This window comes from Parasphingorhabdus sp. DH2-15 (assembly GCF_051668705.1).
Classification (GTDB): Bacteria; Pseudomonadota; Alphaproteobacteria; order Sphingomonadales; family Sphingomonadaceae; genus Alterisphingorhabdus.
In genome coordinates this window covers 1,038,976-1,053,591 of record NZ_CP196351.1, presented here as the reverse complement: position 1 = coordinate 1,053,591, position 14,616 = coordinate 1,038,976, and the positions used below count along the sequence as shown (strand labels likewise).

General features: G+C 51.7%; 13 protein-coding genes. 12 read left to right on the top strand and 1 reads right to left on the bottom strand.

Annotated elements, in window-relative coordinates:
- Position 1 precedes the first annotated feature (1 nt).
- The 12 genes from bchB to hemA all read left to right on the top strand — a co-directional run bounded on the left by bchB (position 2) and on the right by hemA (position 13,649).
- A complete protein-coding gene (gene bchB, locus ACR9YC_RS04870; RefSeq protein ID WP_438730623.1) occupies positions 2–1,627 on the top strand; it encodes a ferredoxin:protochlorophyllide reductase (ATP-dependent) subunit B in 1,626 nt (541 codons plus the stop codon).
- Positions 1,617–5,231 carry a magnesium chelatase subunit H gene (locus ACR9YC_RS04865; RefSeq protein WP_438730620.1) on the top strand — a complete coding sequence of 1,205 codons (3,615 nt, stop codon included), beginning with the start codon at positions 1,617–1,619 and terminating at the stop codon, positions 5,229–5,231. The genes bchB and ACR9YC_RS04865 overlap by 11 nt, the downstream gene beginning before the upstream one ends.
- 12 nt (positions 5,232–5,243) lie before the next feature.
- On the top strand, positions 5,244–6,134 hold the full coding sequence (gene bchL, locus ACR9YC_RS04860; RefSeq protein WP_438730618.1) for a ferredoxin:protochlorophyllide reductase (ATP-dependent) iron-sulfur ATP-binding protein: 891 nt from the start codon (positions 5,244–5,246) through the stop codon (positions 6,132–6,134).
- A gap of 12 nt (positions 6,135–6,146) precedes the next feature.
- Positions 6,147–6,860 carry a magnesium protoporphyrin IX methyltransferase gene (gene bchM / locus ACR9YC_RS04855; RefSeq protein WP_438730615.1) on the top strand — a complete coding sequence of 238 codons (714 nt, stop codon included), beginning with the start codon at positions 6,147–6,149 and terminating at the stop codon, positions 6,858–6,860.
- Positions 6,857–8,281 carry a BCD family MFS transporter gene (locus ACR9YC_RS04850; RefSeq protein ID WP_438730612.1) on the top strand — a complete coding sequence of 475 codons (1,425 nt, stop codon included), beginning with the start codon at positions 6,857–6,859 and terminating at the stop codon, positions 8,279–8,281. Before bchM ends, ACR9YC_RS04850 begins: the two co-directional genes overlap by 4 nt.
- 45 nt (positions 8,282–8,326) lie before the next feature.
- On the top strand, positions 8,327–9,094 hold the full coding sequence (gene puhA / locus ACR9YC_RS04845; protein ID WP_438730609.1) for a photosynthetic reaction center subunit H: 768 nt from the start codon (positions 8,327–8,329) through the stop codon (positions 9,092–9,094).
- Positions 9,091–9,723 (top strand): photosynthetic complex putative assembly protein PuhB, encoded by a 633-nt coding sequence (gene puhB, locus ACR9YC_RS04840; RefSeq protein ID WP_438730606.1) that lies wholly within the window; start codon positions 9,091–9,093, stop codon positions 9,721–9,723. The genes puhA and puhB overlap by 4 nt, the downstream gene beginning before the upstream one ends.
- Positions 9,720–10,217 (top strand): photosynthetic complex assembly protein PuhC, encoded by a 498-nt coding sequence (puhC, locus tag ACR9YC_RS04835; protein ID WP_438730603.1) that lies wholly within the window; start codon positions 9,720–9,722, stop codon positions 10,215–10,217. The genes puhB and puhC overlap by 4 nt, the downstream gene beginning before the upstream one ends.
- 14 nt (positions 10,218–10,231) lie before the next feature.
- Positions 10,232–10,516 carry a hypothetical protein gene (locus tag ACR9YC_RS04830; RefSeq protein ID WP_438730601.1) on the top strand — a complete coding sequence of 95 codons (285 nt, stop codon included), beginning with the start codon at positions 10,232–10,234 and terminating at the stop codon, positions 10,514–10,516.
- Between the two features lie 80 nt (positions 10,517–10,596).
- Entirely contained in the window at positions 10,597–11,622 is a 1,026-nt protein-coding gene (gene acsF / locus ACR9YC_RS04825; RefSeq protein ID WP_438731595.1) for a magnesium-protoporphyrin IX monomethyl ester (oxidative) cyclase, read from the top strand.
- Positions 11,616–12,413, top strand: a complete 798-nt coding sequence (puhE, locus tag ACR9YC_RS04820) for a putative photosynthetic complex assembly protein PuhE (protein WP_438730599.1) — start codon at positions 11,616–11,618, stop codon at positions 12,411–12,413. Before acsF ends, puhE begins: the two co-directional genes overlap by 7 nt.
- A gap of 15 nt (positions 12,414–12,428) precedes the next feature.
- Positions 12,429–13,649 carry a 5-aminolevulinate synthase gene (hemA, locus tag ACR9YC_RS04815; protein ID WP_438730597.1) on the top strand — a complete coding sequence of 407 codons (1,221 nt, stop codon included), beginning with the start codon at positions 12,429–12,431 and terminating at the stop codon, positions 13,647–13,649.
- 125 nt (positions 13,650–13,774) lie between these two features.
- Here hemA and ACR9YC_RS04810 read toward each other — a convergent pair whose 3' ends face one another.
- Complete coding sequence (locus ACR9YC_RS04810; RefSeq protein WP_438730595.1) at positions 13,775–14,326, bottom strand: c-type cytochrome; 552 nt, start codon at positions 14,324–14,326, stop codon at positions 13,775–13,777.
- Positions 14,327–14,616 lie beyond the last annotated feature (290 nt).

The window sequence follows — 14,616 nt, the reverse complement described above, 5'->3', positions numbered from 1 at the left end:
CATGCAGCTTGCCGTCTGGACATATGAAGGCCCGCCCCATGTAGGCGCAATGCGCGTAGCAACCGCCATGGATGGCATCCATTATCTTTTGCATGCACCGCAAGGCGACACCTATGCCGACCTGCTGTTCACCATGATTGAACGGCGTGGCAAACGCCCGCCCGTAACCTACACAACATTTCAGGCACGCGATCTGGGCAAAGACACGTCAGAACTTTTCCAAGATGCGGCCCGCGATAGTATAGAGCGCTTTAAGCCTGATGCCATGCTGGTTGGTGCCTCTTGTACAGCAGAACTTATTCAGGATGACCCTGCTGGTTTGATTGAGAAAATGGGCCTGCCCATCCCAATCGTACCACTGGAACTGCCAAGCTATCAGCGTAAGGAAAGCTGGGGTGCGTCAGAGACTTTCTATCAGATTGTGCGCAATTTGGTGGACAAGAATATCCGCCCGGAACCCAAGGAAGGCCCCAATGGGAAGCGCCGTCCTTTGGTCAATTTGCTCGGCCCAACGGCTCTGGGTTTCCGTCACCGCGATGATGTGGTGGAGATTACACGCCTGCTCCACGCTATGGGCATAAACGTCAATGTTACGGCGCCGCTAGGTGCCAATATGGCCGATATTCAGCGTTTGGGCGCTGCCGATTTCAACATCGTGCTCTACCCCGAAACGGGCGAAATGGCCGCTGACTTTTTGAAGCGCGAATTTGGTCAACCCAAAGTCACCACTGTCCCTATCGGTGTTAATGCAACGCAGGATTTTGTCCGTGAAGTTGCGGCACTGGCAGACATTGACCCCAGCCCCATGCTGGCAGAGGGCCTATCGCGCATGGGCTGGTGGAGCCGTTCGGTGGATTCCAACTATCTAACCGGTAAGCGGGTCTTTATCTTTGGTGATGCTAGCCATGCCGTTGCCGCAGCGCGTGTTGCGCATGAAGAGATGGGCTTCAAAGTCTGCGGACTTGGCTGTTACAATCGCGAATATGCCCGGGACATCCGAGCGGCGGCAAAACTTTATGACGTCGAACCGCTCATTACCGATGATCATCTAGCGGTCGAAAAAGCGATTGAAGAGGCGCATCCCGAACTGGTTTTGGGTACACAGATGGAACGTCATATCGCCAAGCGTTTCGGCATTGGCTGTTCCGTAATTTCATCGCCTGTGCATGTGCAGGATTTCCCCGCACGCTATTCCCCGCATATGGGTTTTGAAGGCGCAAATGTGCTGTTTGATGAGTGGGTTCATCCATTGGTCATGGGGTTGGAAGAGCATTTGCTCACCATGTTCCGTGACGATTTCGAGTTTCACGACGGTGCAGGCGCATCGCATTTGGGCCCGGGTCATAGCGCTGCGAAAGCCGCAAAAACCGAAATACATAGCTTAACTGCCAACGACGCTCACGAAACTGCCAATGACGTCCCAAAAAATGCCAATGCCGCACCAGCTGCAAACCCGACAGATGGCCTGATCATGTGGAGCGCGGACGCTGATAAAGAACTGAAGAAAATACCATTTTTTGTTCGTGGCAAAGCGCGCAGGAACACCGAGACATTCGCAGCCGAGCAAGGGTTGGAGACGATAGAACTCGCCACACTTTATGAGGCTAAGGCCCATTATGCCCGGTAAGTCATCCTCCCCCCAAAATGCCGCTTCGGCAAATGCGCCAGTTCGCACCGTAATTATTACGCTGGACAACCATCTGGGCGCAGCCGTTGAACGGGCCAATCAGCAACTGGCGCAAGACAATATCCATGTAGAGCTTTTTGCTGCATCTGATTGGGATCGTGACCCCTCTGTGTTGGAAAGAGCAAAGACGGCGATTGCCAGTGCCAATGTGATTATCGTGACCATGTTGTTTATCGAGGATCAGGTCCGCGCAATCCATTCTGCCCTGCAAGCACGCGCTGATGATTGCGATGCCATTGTTGGCATTATGTCGACATCGGATATTGTGAAGCTGACCCGGCTGGGCAATTACCGCATGGACAAGCCCGCAAAAGGGCCAATGGCTTTGCTCAAAAAACTGCGCGGCTCCAAAAAAGCAACTGGCAGCTCCGGTGCAAAGCAAATGCGGATGCTGCGGCGCTTACCGAAAATATTGCGGTTCATTCCAGGTGCTGCACAGGATGTGCGCCAATATTTCCTGACCATGCAATATTGGCTTGCCGGATCAGACGATAATGTCGTCGACATGGTACGCAATCTGGTCAACCGCTATGCCAGTGGCGAACGCGCTGCCTTAAATGGCAGTTTCGAAATAGCCCCGCCGCGCGAATACCCCGAAGTGGGCGTTTATCATCCGGATTTGCCTATGCAGATTGGTGAAGATGCCAGCGCACTGCCCTCACCCAAAAAACCGGTCGGAACTGTCGGTGTATTGATGCTGCGCTCTTATCTGCTTGGCAAAGATACCGGCCATTATGATGGCATGATAGAGACGCTGGAAGCACAAGGCCTTAGAGTGATCCCCGCCTTTGCCAATGGCCTTGATTCCCGTCCGGCGATTGACAAATATTTCATGATCGACGGTCAATGCTCGGTTGACGCTGTTATAAATCTTACTGGTTTTTCACTTGTCGGTGGCCCCGCCTATAATGACGTTGATGCCGCAGTCGAAACACTGAGCGCTCTCGACGTGCCTTATATCGCCGCCCACCCAATAGAGTTTCAATCACTGGAAAGCTGGAGCAAAGGCCAAATGGGGCTTTTGCCGCTGGAAACCACGATCATGCTGGCTATTCCGGAATTGGACGGTGCCATCGCACCAACCGTATTTGGCGGGCGCTCTGATGGTGACCCCAAAGGCTGTTCAGGCTGTGAGCGCAATTGCCATTTTGCCGAAGACAGCAAAGTACGGGCCATGCAAAGCTGCCCGGAACGTGCATCTGCTTTGGCAGGTAAAGTGCGCAAACTTATAGAAATGCGCCGCGCGGAAAAAGCGCAGCGCAAACTGGCTGTGGTTTTGTTCAACTTCCCGCCCAATGCGGGTGCCACGGGCAGTGCAGCATTTCTGGCTGTTTTTGAATCGCTTCACGCAACACTCTCCCGCTTGAAGGAAGAGGGTTATGATGTCGACGTTCCGGAAAATGTTGATGCGCTGCGCGACATATTGCTGAAAGGCAATGCGGAGCAATATGGCGCAGATGCCAATGTTGCCGCGCAGATTAGCGCGGATGACCATGTGCGCCGTGAACCCTATTTGGCTGAGATTGAGGCACAATGGGGTTCTGCCCCCGGGCGTCAACAAAGTGATGGCCGCAATATCCAGATATTGGGTGCGCATTTCGGCAATGTGTTTGTCGGCGTGCAGCCAGCATTTGGTTATGAAGGTGACCCAATGCGTCTGTTGTTTGAGGGTACATTCACCCCAACACACGCTTTCTCTGCCTTTTATCGCTATATCCGCGAAGATTTCGCCGCTCATTCTGTACTGCATTTTGGCACACATGGTGCGTTGGAGTTCATGCCCGGAAAGCAAACCGGCATGACAGGCAAATGCTGGCCGGAACGCCTGATTGGCGATTTGCCGAACCATTATCTTTATGCCTCCAACAATCCGTCTGAAGGCATTATCGCTAAACGCCGTTCTGGCGCGACATTGATCAGCTACCTAACACCACCTTTGGCAGAAGCTGGCCTGTATAAAGGTTTTGCCGATCTCAAAACATTATTGGAGCGCTATCGCGCGACCCGCAGTGACGATGCAGAACGCGCTGATCTGGAAGAAATGATCCGCGATCATTGCAATGAACTGGATATTGAGTTTGGCGATTTGGAAAGCCTGCCAGGCCGGCTTTATGAAATGGAGCGTGAGCTTATTCCGCAAGGCCTGCACGTCCTTGGTGGTGCGCTGGACGCACAAGAGCGCAGTGATCTGGTTGATGCAATGGTTGCTGCCAGCCCCGATATCCCGCGCGAAGAAATTAGCGAAAAACTGGACAGCTGCGACGAGCTGGGCTCACTCATGCGGGCACTGGACGGCGCCTATGTTAAGCCTGCACCGGGCGGCGATGTTTTGAACAATGTTGATGTCCTGCCCACCGGCCGCAACATTCACGGTTTCGACCCGTTCCGTATCCCCAGCAAATTTGCCTGCGCACAAGGCGTAACGCAAGCGGAGCAACTGGTTGCCCGGCATCAAGCTGATGGCGGCAACTTGCCCGAGAGCATTGCGATGGTGCTGTGGGGCACCGACAATTTAAAGAGCGAGGGTAGCCAGATCGCACAGGCCTTAGCGCTGATTGGTGCAAGACCGCGATTTGACGATTATGGCCGTTTGGCTGGCGCCGAACTTATTCCCCTGCAAGAGTTAGGCCGTCCCCGGATCGATGTTGTTGTCACATTATCTGGAATTTTCCGCGATCTGCTCCCCCTTCAAACGCGGATGATTGCCGAAGCAAGCTGGCTTGCCAGTACGGTGGACGAGCCTTTGGAGCAGAACTTTGTCCGCAAACATAGCTTGGCACATATGCACAAGCATGAATGCGATATGGAAACTGCGTCACTGCGTGTATTTTCCAATGCCGAAGGTGCTTATGGCGCCAATGTTAATCAGATGATTGATGGCGGCACATGGGACGATCCAGAAGAGTTGGCCAATATGTTCGAGGCGAAAAAAGGCTATGCCTATGGTCGCCATGGAAGCCCGGTTCAACATCGCGCGTTGCTGGAAAGCGAGCTGGCAGATGTGGAACTAACATATCAAAATCTGGAATCCGTAGAGCTAGGCGTCACTGATATCGACCATTATGTCGATGGCCTAGGCGGCATTACCAAGGCCGTCGAAAAAGCGCGCGGCAAAGCAACGCCTGTCTATGTTGTCGATGCCACACAGGGCGAAGCAAAAGTGCGGACCCTTGGTGAACAAATTGACTTGGAAACACGCACCCGCATGCTGAACCCCAAATGGTATGAAGGCATGTTGAAGCACGGGTTTGAAGGTGTGCGCAATATCGAAGCGCATGTTACCAATACCATGGGTTGGTCCGCCACCACAAAGACAGTCTCCCCATGGGTCTATCAGAAGATCAGTGAGACCTTTGTGCTGGACGATGTAATGCGCGCGCGTTTGGCTGAACTTAATCCAAAATCATCTGCCCGCGTTGCCGACCGCTTGCTTGAAGCATGCGAACGCGATCTTTGGCACCCTGATGCAGAAACACTCGCCGCCCTGAAAGCGGCAAGCGACGATCTGGAGGACCGGCTGGAAGGCCTGGTGCCTGCAGAATGAGGAGCATGAAAAATGACATTACTTGATGGCAGCGATACCCCACCCGACGGTGAAGGCAGCGTACAGGTTGCATTGGATCCGCAGGACCAGATTAAGGGCGCAAAGGTTATTGCGGTCTATGGTAAGGGCGGCATTGGCAAATCAACAACATCGTCTAACCTATCAGCGGCCTTTTCAAAATTGGGCCACCGCGTTTTGCAAATTGGCTGTGACCCAAAACATGACAGCACATTCACGCTGACCAAGAAAATGATGCCAACAGTGATCGACGTTCTGGAAACAGTCGATTTTCACAGCGAAGAGCTGCGCGTCGAAGATTTTATGTTCGAAGGCTATAACGGCGTAATGTGTGTTGAGGCCGGTGGACCGCCCGCGGGCACAGGGTGCGGTGGTTATGTGGTCGGCCAGACGGTGAAATTGCTGAAACAGCATCATTTGCTGGAAGATACAGATGTCGTCATCTTTGATGTATTGGGCGATGTTGTGTGCGGCGGCTTTGCTGCGCCATTGCAACATGCGGACAATGCCGTGGTGGTTGCTGCCAATGATTTTGACAGCATCTTCGCCATGAACCGCATTGTGGCAGCCATTAATGCCAAAGCGAAAAACTATAATGTCCGGCTAGCGGGTGTTGTTGCCAACCGCTCAGCAGAGACAGACGAGATTGACCGCTTCTCCGATGCCATTGGCATGAAGCGGCTGGCGCATTTCAAGGATTTGGACGCTATTCGCCGGTCGCGCCTCAAAAAATGTACTTTGTTCGAAATGCCGGATTCCCCAGAAGTGGAAGAAGCGCGTCAGGAATATCTCAACCTTGCCCGCACTCTTTATGAAGGTGCAGAAGCACAACAGGCCAACCCCATGAAAGACCGGGATATCTTTGATTTTCTGGGCTTCGAATGACGGACATATCACATGATTGAACAAGGCCTCTCCTCTACTTCCTATCAGGACAATCGCGCTGCGCTCGAAACCTATTTCGACAAAACAGCACGCAAAGCCTGGGAAGATTTGACCTCTGACGTACCGGTTAGCGGCATCCGCGCAACGGTGCGCGCCGGCCGTGATGCCATGCGCGCGCGCCTGCTCGACGCTCTGCCTCAAGATATGCAGGGACAGCGTTTGCTGGATGCCGGATGCGGTACTGGAGCCTTGTCTATCATTGCAGCAGAACGCGGCGCAGAGGTTCTGGCGATTGATGTTGCTCAAGGCCTTGTCGATGTTGCTGAACAACGCGCAGAGGCTGAAGTAAATGCCGACGCACTGAATATCGCATGGCATGTGGGCGATATGCGCAGCCACAATCTGGGCAATTTTGATCATGTCGTGGCGATGGACTCGCTGATCCATTATGGCGTTGACGATATTATGTCCGTGCTGCGCGCATGGTCTTCACGTACCAAGCATATTGTGTTCACCTTCGCGCCGGGTACGCCTTTGCTGCGCACCATGCATGTTGCTGGCAAGATGTTTCCGCGCAACGATCGCTCGCCCGCCATCAAGCCTGTGAGTGAGAAAGTGCTGTCGCGCGCTATCACCTCCACGATGCCGGGCTGGACAATCGATTTTACCGAGCGGGTTTCCAGCGGTTTTTATAAATCACAAGCAATGGGCATCAGCCGAGCATGAGTAAGAACCGGCCTTCGGTGCCTTTTTGGCAAAATATCGGGTATAGTTTCCTGCCCTTTGCCGATGCCGGTAGCATTGACATGCCCCTGTCGCGCATCCTGCGCCTTTCTCTGTTTCAAATCACTGTTGGTATGGCTGCGGTATTGCTCAATGGCACGCTTAACCGCGTGATGATTGTAGAGCTTGGCACGCCGACATGGATAGTTGCACTGATGATTGCCATTCCATTGCTCATAGCGCCCTTCCGCGCACTCATTGGCCATCGTAGCGATACGCACAAATCCGTTCTGGGTTGGCGGCGAGTACCCTATATTTGGTTCGGCACCATGATGCAGTTTAGCGGGTTGGCCATCATGCCCTTCGCACTCATCCTGCTTAGCCGCGCCGATGTCTTCACACTCGGCCTGGTTGCATCTTGCGGAGCATTTCTGCTGGTCGGCACTGGTATGCATGTGACGCAAACTGCCGGCTTGGCGCTTGCCACTGATATAGCCCCTAAAGATAAACGGCCACGTGTTGTTGCCCTGCTCTATGTCATGCTGCTGGTCGGTATGATGCTGGCGTCGTTCGTCATGGGCAATTTGCTCATGGACTTTTCTTCCACCCGATTGGCACAGGTTATTCAAGGCGCAGCAGTGCTTAGTTTGCTCTTGAACGTCATCGCTTTGTGGAAGCAGGAAGGCAGAAAGTCAGCTCGTATCAAAGCTGAGCAGGCTGAGCAGAGTTTCTCCCAAATCTGGCGCAGCTTCACACAAGGGCGCGGCACTAAAAGATTGTTATGGGCTGTTGGTTTTGGCGCAATGGCCTTTGCCATGCAGGATGCCTTGCTAGAGCCATATGGCGGTGAAGTTCTGGGCATGTCGGTTGGCGGCTCCACCGCATTGACCGGTGCATGGGCATTGGGCGCACTGGTGGCTTTTGCCTATTGTGCGCGCCGCATGTCCACTGGGTCCGATCCACTGCGGCTCGCTGGCTATGGCACAGCGGCCGGATCACTGGCCTTTATGATGACATTATTTGCGGCACCTACCGGCTCTGTACCTCTGCTATTCGCCGGGGCAACCGCTATCGGCTTTGGCACTGGCCTTTTCTCAATCGGCACAATGATTGCGGCAATGGACTTGTCGCGCGATGGCAATTCGGGCCTTGCATTAGGTGCATGGGGCGCTGTTCAGGCAAGCTGTGCCGGACTGGGTATCGCATTGGGCGGGTTGATACGTGACGGGGTCAGCGCATTGGCACTGGTTGACGCTATGGGCGCAACTTTGGCCTATCGCGCAACCGGTTATGGCACCGTCTATACCATTGAAATAATTTTACTAATTGTAACGCTTATCATCCTTGGCCCGGTTATCGGGCTGGGTGCTCAGCACCACAATGAAGAGGCGGAGAGCTTCGGTCTAAGAGAGTTCCCGACATGAATATGCGTAATGAAAATCGCGGCAGGAAGTGAATGGAGATAGGTTATGAATGATATTCAACTAGCAGGCACATTTGGCCTAACAGAACTGATATTTATACTGTTTATCGGCTTTTTTATCGCACTGGTTTTCTACCTGCAGCGCGAAGGCCGACGGGAAGGTTTCCCAATGGAAAATGAGGCGACTGGCCGTGTAGACTCGCAAGCTGGTCCATTGCTGATCGCATCGCCCAAAACCTTTCATTTGCCACATGGTCAAGGCACCGCCACTCCGGAAAATGAAGCGCGTCAGCCTGTAGACGTTGCGGGCAAGCGCACATTCCGTTCCATGGGTGCGCCCTATTACCCGACTGGTAATCCGCTGGAAGATGGCTTGGGCCCTGCAGCATTTGCTGAGCGTTCACGCACTCCCGACCTTACCTTTGACGGCAAACCGCGTATCGTGCCTATTGGTGACAGCCATATGCATGTTGTCGAAAAAGATCCAGATCCGCGCGGTCTGACGGCTATTGGCGCAGATGGCAAAGAAGCTGGGCCGATAACAGATATCTGGGTTGATCAGGCTGAGCATGTCATCCGCTATCTGGAAGTAGATACTGGAGCAAAAAAAGTGTTGGTGCCCATGCCCATGTGCGTCGTGCGTGCCAAAAAAGGTACCATTATCATTGATGCATTGAATGCGGATGAATTTGCCAATGCGCCAGTTCCAGAGAAAGCCGGTATCATTACCCGCTATGAAGAGGAACGCGCCATGGCCTATTTTGGTGGCGGTTACCTTTATGCAAACCGCGCGCGTCAGGAGCCGTTCTTATGAGCGACTTTCAATATGAACCGATACGCGGCCTGAATGGCGACCTGTTGGAGGGCGAAACCGTCCTCTGGCAAGGTGCACCGGACTGGAAAACATTGATACGCTCTGCCCTCCACGTTCGTCTATTGGGTATCTATATTGCGGTCATGACCGTATATGGCATGATTGAGAGCGGCCCAGTAACGGCTTTGATCGTGATCATCTCTGGTTTTGTTGCTTTGGCCCTGTTTTCGGCATTTGCAATTGGCGTTGAAAAGACCAGCGTTTACACCCTCACCAATCAACGCTTGGTGCTGCGTATCGGCGTTGCGCTGGACAAATATGTCAATATTCCATTGAGCCAGATCGACACTGCGGATCTGAAAATGCTGTCCGGTGATCATGGTAACATCATGCTGACACTGAAAGGCAAACCCAAAATGGGCTATGCCATGTTGTGGCCACATGCGCGGTCTTTGCGCCTCATCTCTCCGCGGCCAATGCTAAGAGCTATTGTCGAGCCGAAAAATGTTGCGCAATTGATGTTTCACGCCACCAGCAAATTGCAGGATGTTGCGCCGGCTGCTGCACACCATGCATCATCGGGCGCTAATGTCCGCCCTGTCTCTGGTCAGGGGGCTCTGCCAGCATGACCCACCAGCATCAAGGCGCGCATCATCTGGGCCATAATCATGATGACCTGCAGGTTCCGCGAGAAGTATTGATCGCTATCGGGATCATGCTTGCCGTTATTGTGATGATGGCGGGTGCCGTTCGCCTTGGTTGGATTGCGCCATCGGGTAATCCTCAACTTTCACGCAGTGCAGCAAATATTGCGCCCTCCGTTGAACGCCAATTGCTCTTTGCTGATACGCAAGATGGCAGCGTGCTGATCACCGATGCACAAACACAGAATGAAGTGATGACCGTCCCTTATGGTGAAAGCGGCTTTTTGCGGGCCATTGTCCGCGGCATGGCCAAGCAACGTCTGGCCGCAGGAGGCACTGCTGATCAGCCATTCATTCTCACGCGGTGGGAAAATGGCGCTCTATCATTGCGAGACCCCGTAACGGGCCGCAGCCGTGAACTTATTGGTTTTGGTGATAATCAAACGGCCAGCTTCGAACGTATTTTGGGGGAAAAGTGATAATGGAATCCCTTATGTTCAGCGAACATTTTGACACCAATTGTCGGATAGAGATCGAGCAAAGCCCTGATCATTTTCACGCGCATGTTGAGCTGGAAGGCAATCTGCCGATCTTTCCAGGCGACAAGGTTCGTGTTCATGGCAAACCAATCCAAATGACATTTGGCGAAAAAATAGTCGAAGATCGTACCGTCACCATAAGCCGCGCCAGCCCCTTACGCCGGGCCTATACCAAGATTGCCGGTTATTTTGAAATGGCGGAATTATATGAAGTTAGTTTCACCGCAGGGAGGTTGTAATGAACGCGCATAGCAAAGTTGGGCACGACGCCGCACATAATGCAAGCGCCAAAGCGCCATTGTCAGATGCTCCTGATACCATGGCCATTGCGACACAGGATACCGTCCTGTCGCCGCGCTTTTACACCACTGATTTCGACGCAATGGATAAGATCGATATCTCCCCCGTTCGTGACGAATGGGAAGCATTGATGGAGGAAATGGAGGACGACACTAACAAGCGTCACTTCCGTAAGACCGACGCATTTGATGGCGTGATTGAAAATCTGGAGCCAGAGCTGCAAAAAGAGTTTATCGATTTTCTGGCAAGCTCGCTCACCTCTGAATTTTCGGGCTGCATCCTTTACGCAGAAATTGCGAAGCGCACGAAAAACCCTGACATGAAACGCATTTTTAAACTCCTGGCGCGCGATGAAAGCCGCCATGCCGGGTTTATCAATGAGACATTAAAGGGTGCTGGTATCGGTGTTGATCTCAGCTTTTTGACCAAGTCGAAAAAATACACCTATTTCAAACCAAAGTTCATTTTCTATGCGGTCTATCTGTCAGAGAAAATCGGCTATGCGCGCTATATTACCATTTTCCGCCATTTGGACAAAAATCCTGATAAGAAATTCCATCCGATTTTTGACTGGTTTGAAGACTGGTGCAATGACGAATTTCGTCATGGTGAAGCCTTTGCCATGATGCTCCGAGCAGACCCCAAATTGCTAAAAGGCGCGAACAAGCTGTGGATCCGCTTCTTCCTCTTGTCGGTATATGCCACAATGTATGTACGCGATCATAATCGCCCAATCTTTCATGAAGCATTGGGCGTTGATCCTGCGCAATATGGCTATGATGTTTTTGCCATTTGCAATCAGATCAGCCGTCAGGTCTTCCCAGTAGAAATTGATACGGATGACCAGCGCTTCCGTAAAGCAATGGAAAATCTGCGCCTCGCTTCTGTCGCTATTGAAAACGCAAAAATGCGCGGCGGCATTTCTGGCAAATTGGGCCAAGTCAAGAACATGGCCAAAGCCGGATATTATTTTGCCAGCATGTATTTTATGAAGCCAAAGGCCAATGCCTTGCCAGAACGTATAAGGCTCCAGCCTGCATGGTGAGTTTCGCCGCTCTGATACTGCCCTTCATTGCGGTCATTGCATTGTGGTTCATCAGCACCGGGCTGGTGGCGATGATCCATCATCGTCTGCATCAGTCGCAAGTACGGGCATTGATTATCGCAGGACTGTGCGCCAGTGGCGGCCTGTCATTAATAGCGCTGACCGTCAATCAAACGGCCTCATGGGCGATTTATGCCTCTTTTCTGGGCGGATTATTGATCTGGAGCTGGCATGAAATCAGCTTTCTAACGGGCGCAGTTGCAGGCCCGATGCGCGAAGAATGCCCTAAAAACGCACAAGGTTGGAAGCGTTTCTCCTTAGCCAGTATGACACTTATTCACCATGAGATTGCCTTGGCCATGACCTTGCTGCTTTTGCTGCTAGTCGGTTCAGTAACTGACAATGCCACGGGCGCTTACACCTTTGGGTTGTTGTTCGTGTTCCGCCTATCGTCAAAGCTGAATATTTTCAAAGGCGTGCCGCATTTTAGTGATGAGTTGCTGCCGCACCACCTCAACTATTTGAAAAGTTATTTCGGGCCACAAAAACTGCACCCGATGCTGATCATCAGCACCACCGCCATTTTTGCCCTCGGACTTTATTTCGGCACAATGGCATTCATCACAGATGGGATATACCAAACCACATTATACGCGTTGCTAAGCTGTTTGAGCTTGCTTGCGGCGCTTGAACATATTTTTCTCGGATTACCCATGCGTGATTCCGCTTTATGGCAATGGGCCTTAACGCAGAGATCATTGACAATCCGCGACAATAATAAGAAGATTTGAATTAAGGGAGTTACCATGAACTATGAAGCGTTTTTTTCGGACGAACTCGAAGCGGTTCGCAATGAAGGCCGTTATCGGGTTTTCACGGAAATTGAGCGTAAGGCTGGATCATATCCCCATGCCAAACGCTATGTAGAAGATGGCACTACGGAAGTCACAGTCTGGTGCTCCAATGACTATCTGGGCATGGGGCAACACCATAAAGTCACAGAAGCAATGCACCGCGTTATAGACGAATGCGGCGCGGGTGCTGGCGGAACGCGCAACATCTCCGGCACCAACCACCACCACGTTCTTTTAGAAAAAGAGCTGGCCGATTTGCACAATAAAGAGGACGCCCTGCTCTTTACATCGGGCTATGTTTCCAACTGGGCTGCTTTGGGCACTTTGGCTGCGCGCATTCCTAATTGCATGGTACTGTCTGACGCATTGAACCACGCCTCTATGATCGAAGGCATTCGCCACAGCAAAGCAGATCGGATGATCTTCGAACATAATAATCCGGAAGATTTAGACCGTAAGCTGGCATCACTAGATCCTGATCGACCCAAGCTGGTGGCGTTTGAAAGTGTTTACTCCATGGATGGCGACATTGCACCGATTGCAGAGATATTGGATGTCTGTGAAGCGCATAATGCCATGAGTTATATTGATGAAGTGCATGCGGTTGGCCTTTATGGTCCGCGTGGTGGCGGCATCGCTGAGCGCGAAGGCCTGATGGACCGGATTACCGTTATCGAAGGTACATTGGGCAAAGCCTTTGGTGTAATGGGTGGCTATATCGCTGCGTCACGCGACCTTTGCGATTATGTCCGCACCTTTGCCAGTGGATTTATTTTCACCACCGCCCTGCCCCCAGCCGTAGCAGCCGGCGCCTGTGCCAGCATTCAACATCTTAAAGAGAGTAATGAAGAACGCGACCTGCAAAAAGAGCGCGTGGAGACAGTACGCAAGGCACTGGATAATATTGGTATCCCACATTTGCCGAACCCAAGCCATATCATTCCGGTCATGGTTGGTGATGCGCATAAGTGCAAATTTATCAGTGATTGGTTGATGGATAATCACGGCATCTATGTTCAGCCAATTAACTATCCCACAGTGCCACGTGGTACAGAGCGTCTTCGCTTAACGCCATCGCCTGTGCATGATGATGGTGAGGTTGATCGATTGATCAATGCGTTGAGCGAAATCTGGTCACAATGTGAATTGGCACGACGCGATATCGCTGCCTGAGAAGGGCAGCAGAATCTAGCAGCCAAATGCATTGGCAATTGGTTAGACTAAGATTTTGATAAACAACTAAAAAAGGCCGGAGCGATACTCCGGCCTTTTTCTATATCAAATATTGCTAAGAAAAATCAGCTAGGATCTTTCAGATAAGCAATGATGTCAGCACGGTCTTGCGCTTTTGGCAGACCGTTGAAAATCATTTTTGTACCAACAACAACGCCGCGTGGATCTTCAAGATACTGGAAAAGTTTCTCTTCTGACCATGTGATACCGCTTTCGGCATTGGCTTTTGAATAGTTAAAGCCATCGACTGAACCTGCTTCACGTCCAACAATTCCTGCGAGTGAAGGACCAACGCGGTTCACGCCAGGCTCTACAACATGGCATTGACGACATTTGCCAAATACAGTTTTGCCAGCGGCTGCATCACCTGTCAGGCTGGCATAAGCGACACCGTCTTTGGTTGCGAACTCACCACCAGCTGCTGGGGCAGCATCTGCTGTTTCTTCTTCTGTAGTAGCTTCTTCTGCAGTCGCTTCTTCAGTTACTGGCTCTTCCGTAACGGTCTCATCAGTGACCACTTCGTCAGTAGTAGGTTCTGCTTCTTCAGCGGCTCCGCCACATGCGGCAACAAAAGCTGATAAAGTGATCGCACCTGCTAATGCTTTCATCTTAACCATAATTTCTCCTGTATATTTTCATTGATACAATAACCAATGAACGTTGGTGTTAGCGCATATCCATCAATGTGGAAACACCGAATACCGTAGCGGCAGACAAGCGTACGCGTAAAACATGTATTTGCAGCCAACTCCAATTTCAAGAGGCTGCATGCAAATAGACTGACTTAGTCAAAATAAGAGATTTGCTGTGATGCTTCGCACAACCTCTATCGAGCGACAAAACTACAGAAAGTCAGGCCAAAGAGAACATAAAACTGTTTACATCAATAGCGTGCAATCATAAGGAA

Excerpts from the sequence above, each read along its gene's own strand:
- puhE (WP_438730599.1), top strand. The coding sequence starts at position 11,616 with ATGGTGAGTTTCGCCGCTCTGATACTGCCCTTCATTGCGGTCATTGCA.
- bchM (WP_438730615.1), top strand. The coding sequence starts at position 6,147 with ATGATTGAACAAGGCCTCTCCTCTACTTCCTATCAGGACAATCGCGCT.
- bchL (WP_438730618.1), top strand. The coding sequence starts at position 5,244 with ATGACATTACTTGATGGCAGCGATACCCCACCCGACGGTGAAGGCAGC.
- ACR9YC_RS04865 (WP_438730620.1), top strand. The coding sequence starts at position 1,617 with ATGCCCGGTAAGTCATCCTCCCCCCAAAATGCCGCTTCGGCAAATGCG.
- puhA (WP_438730609.1), top strand. The coding sequence starts at position 8,327 with ATGAATGATATTCAACTAGCAGGCACATTTGGCCTAACAGAACTGATA.
- hemA (WP_438730597.1), top strand. The coding sequence starts at position 12,429 with ATGAACTATGAAGCGTTTTTTTCGGACGAACTCGAAGCGGTTCGCAAT.
- bchB (WP_438730623.1), top strand. The coding sequence starts at position 2 with ATGCAGCTTGCCGTCTGGACATATGAAGGCCCGCCCCATGTAGGCGCA.
- ACR9YC_RS04830 (WP_438730601.1), top strand. The coding sequence starts at position 10,232 with ATGTTCAGCGAACATTTTGACACCAATTGTCGGATAGAGATCGAGCAA.
- acsF (WP_438731595.1), top strand. The coding sequence starts at position 10,597 with ATGGCCATTGCGACACAGGATACCGTCCTGTCGCCGCGCTTTTACACC.
- ACR9YC_RS04850 (WP_438730612.1), top strand. The coding sequence starts at position 6,857 with ATGAGTAAGAACCGGCCTTCGGTGCCTTTTTGGCAAAATATCGGGTAT.
- puhB (WP_438730606.1), top strand. The coding sequence starts at position 9,091 with ATGAGCGACTTTCAATATGAACCGATACGCGGCCTGAATGGCGACCTG.
- ACR9YC_RS04810 (WP_438730595.1), bottom strand. The coding sequence starts at position 14,326 with ATGGTTAAGATGAAAGCATTAGCAGGTGCGATCACTTTATCAGCTTTT.
- puhC (WP_438730603.1), top strand. The coding sequence starts at position 9,720 with ATGACCCACCAGCATCAAGGCGCGCATCATCTGGGCCATAATCATGAT.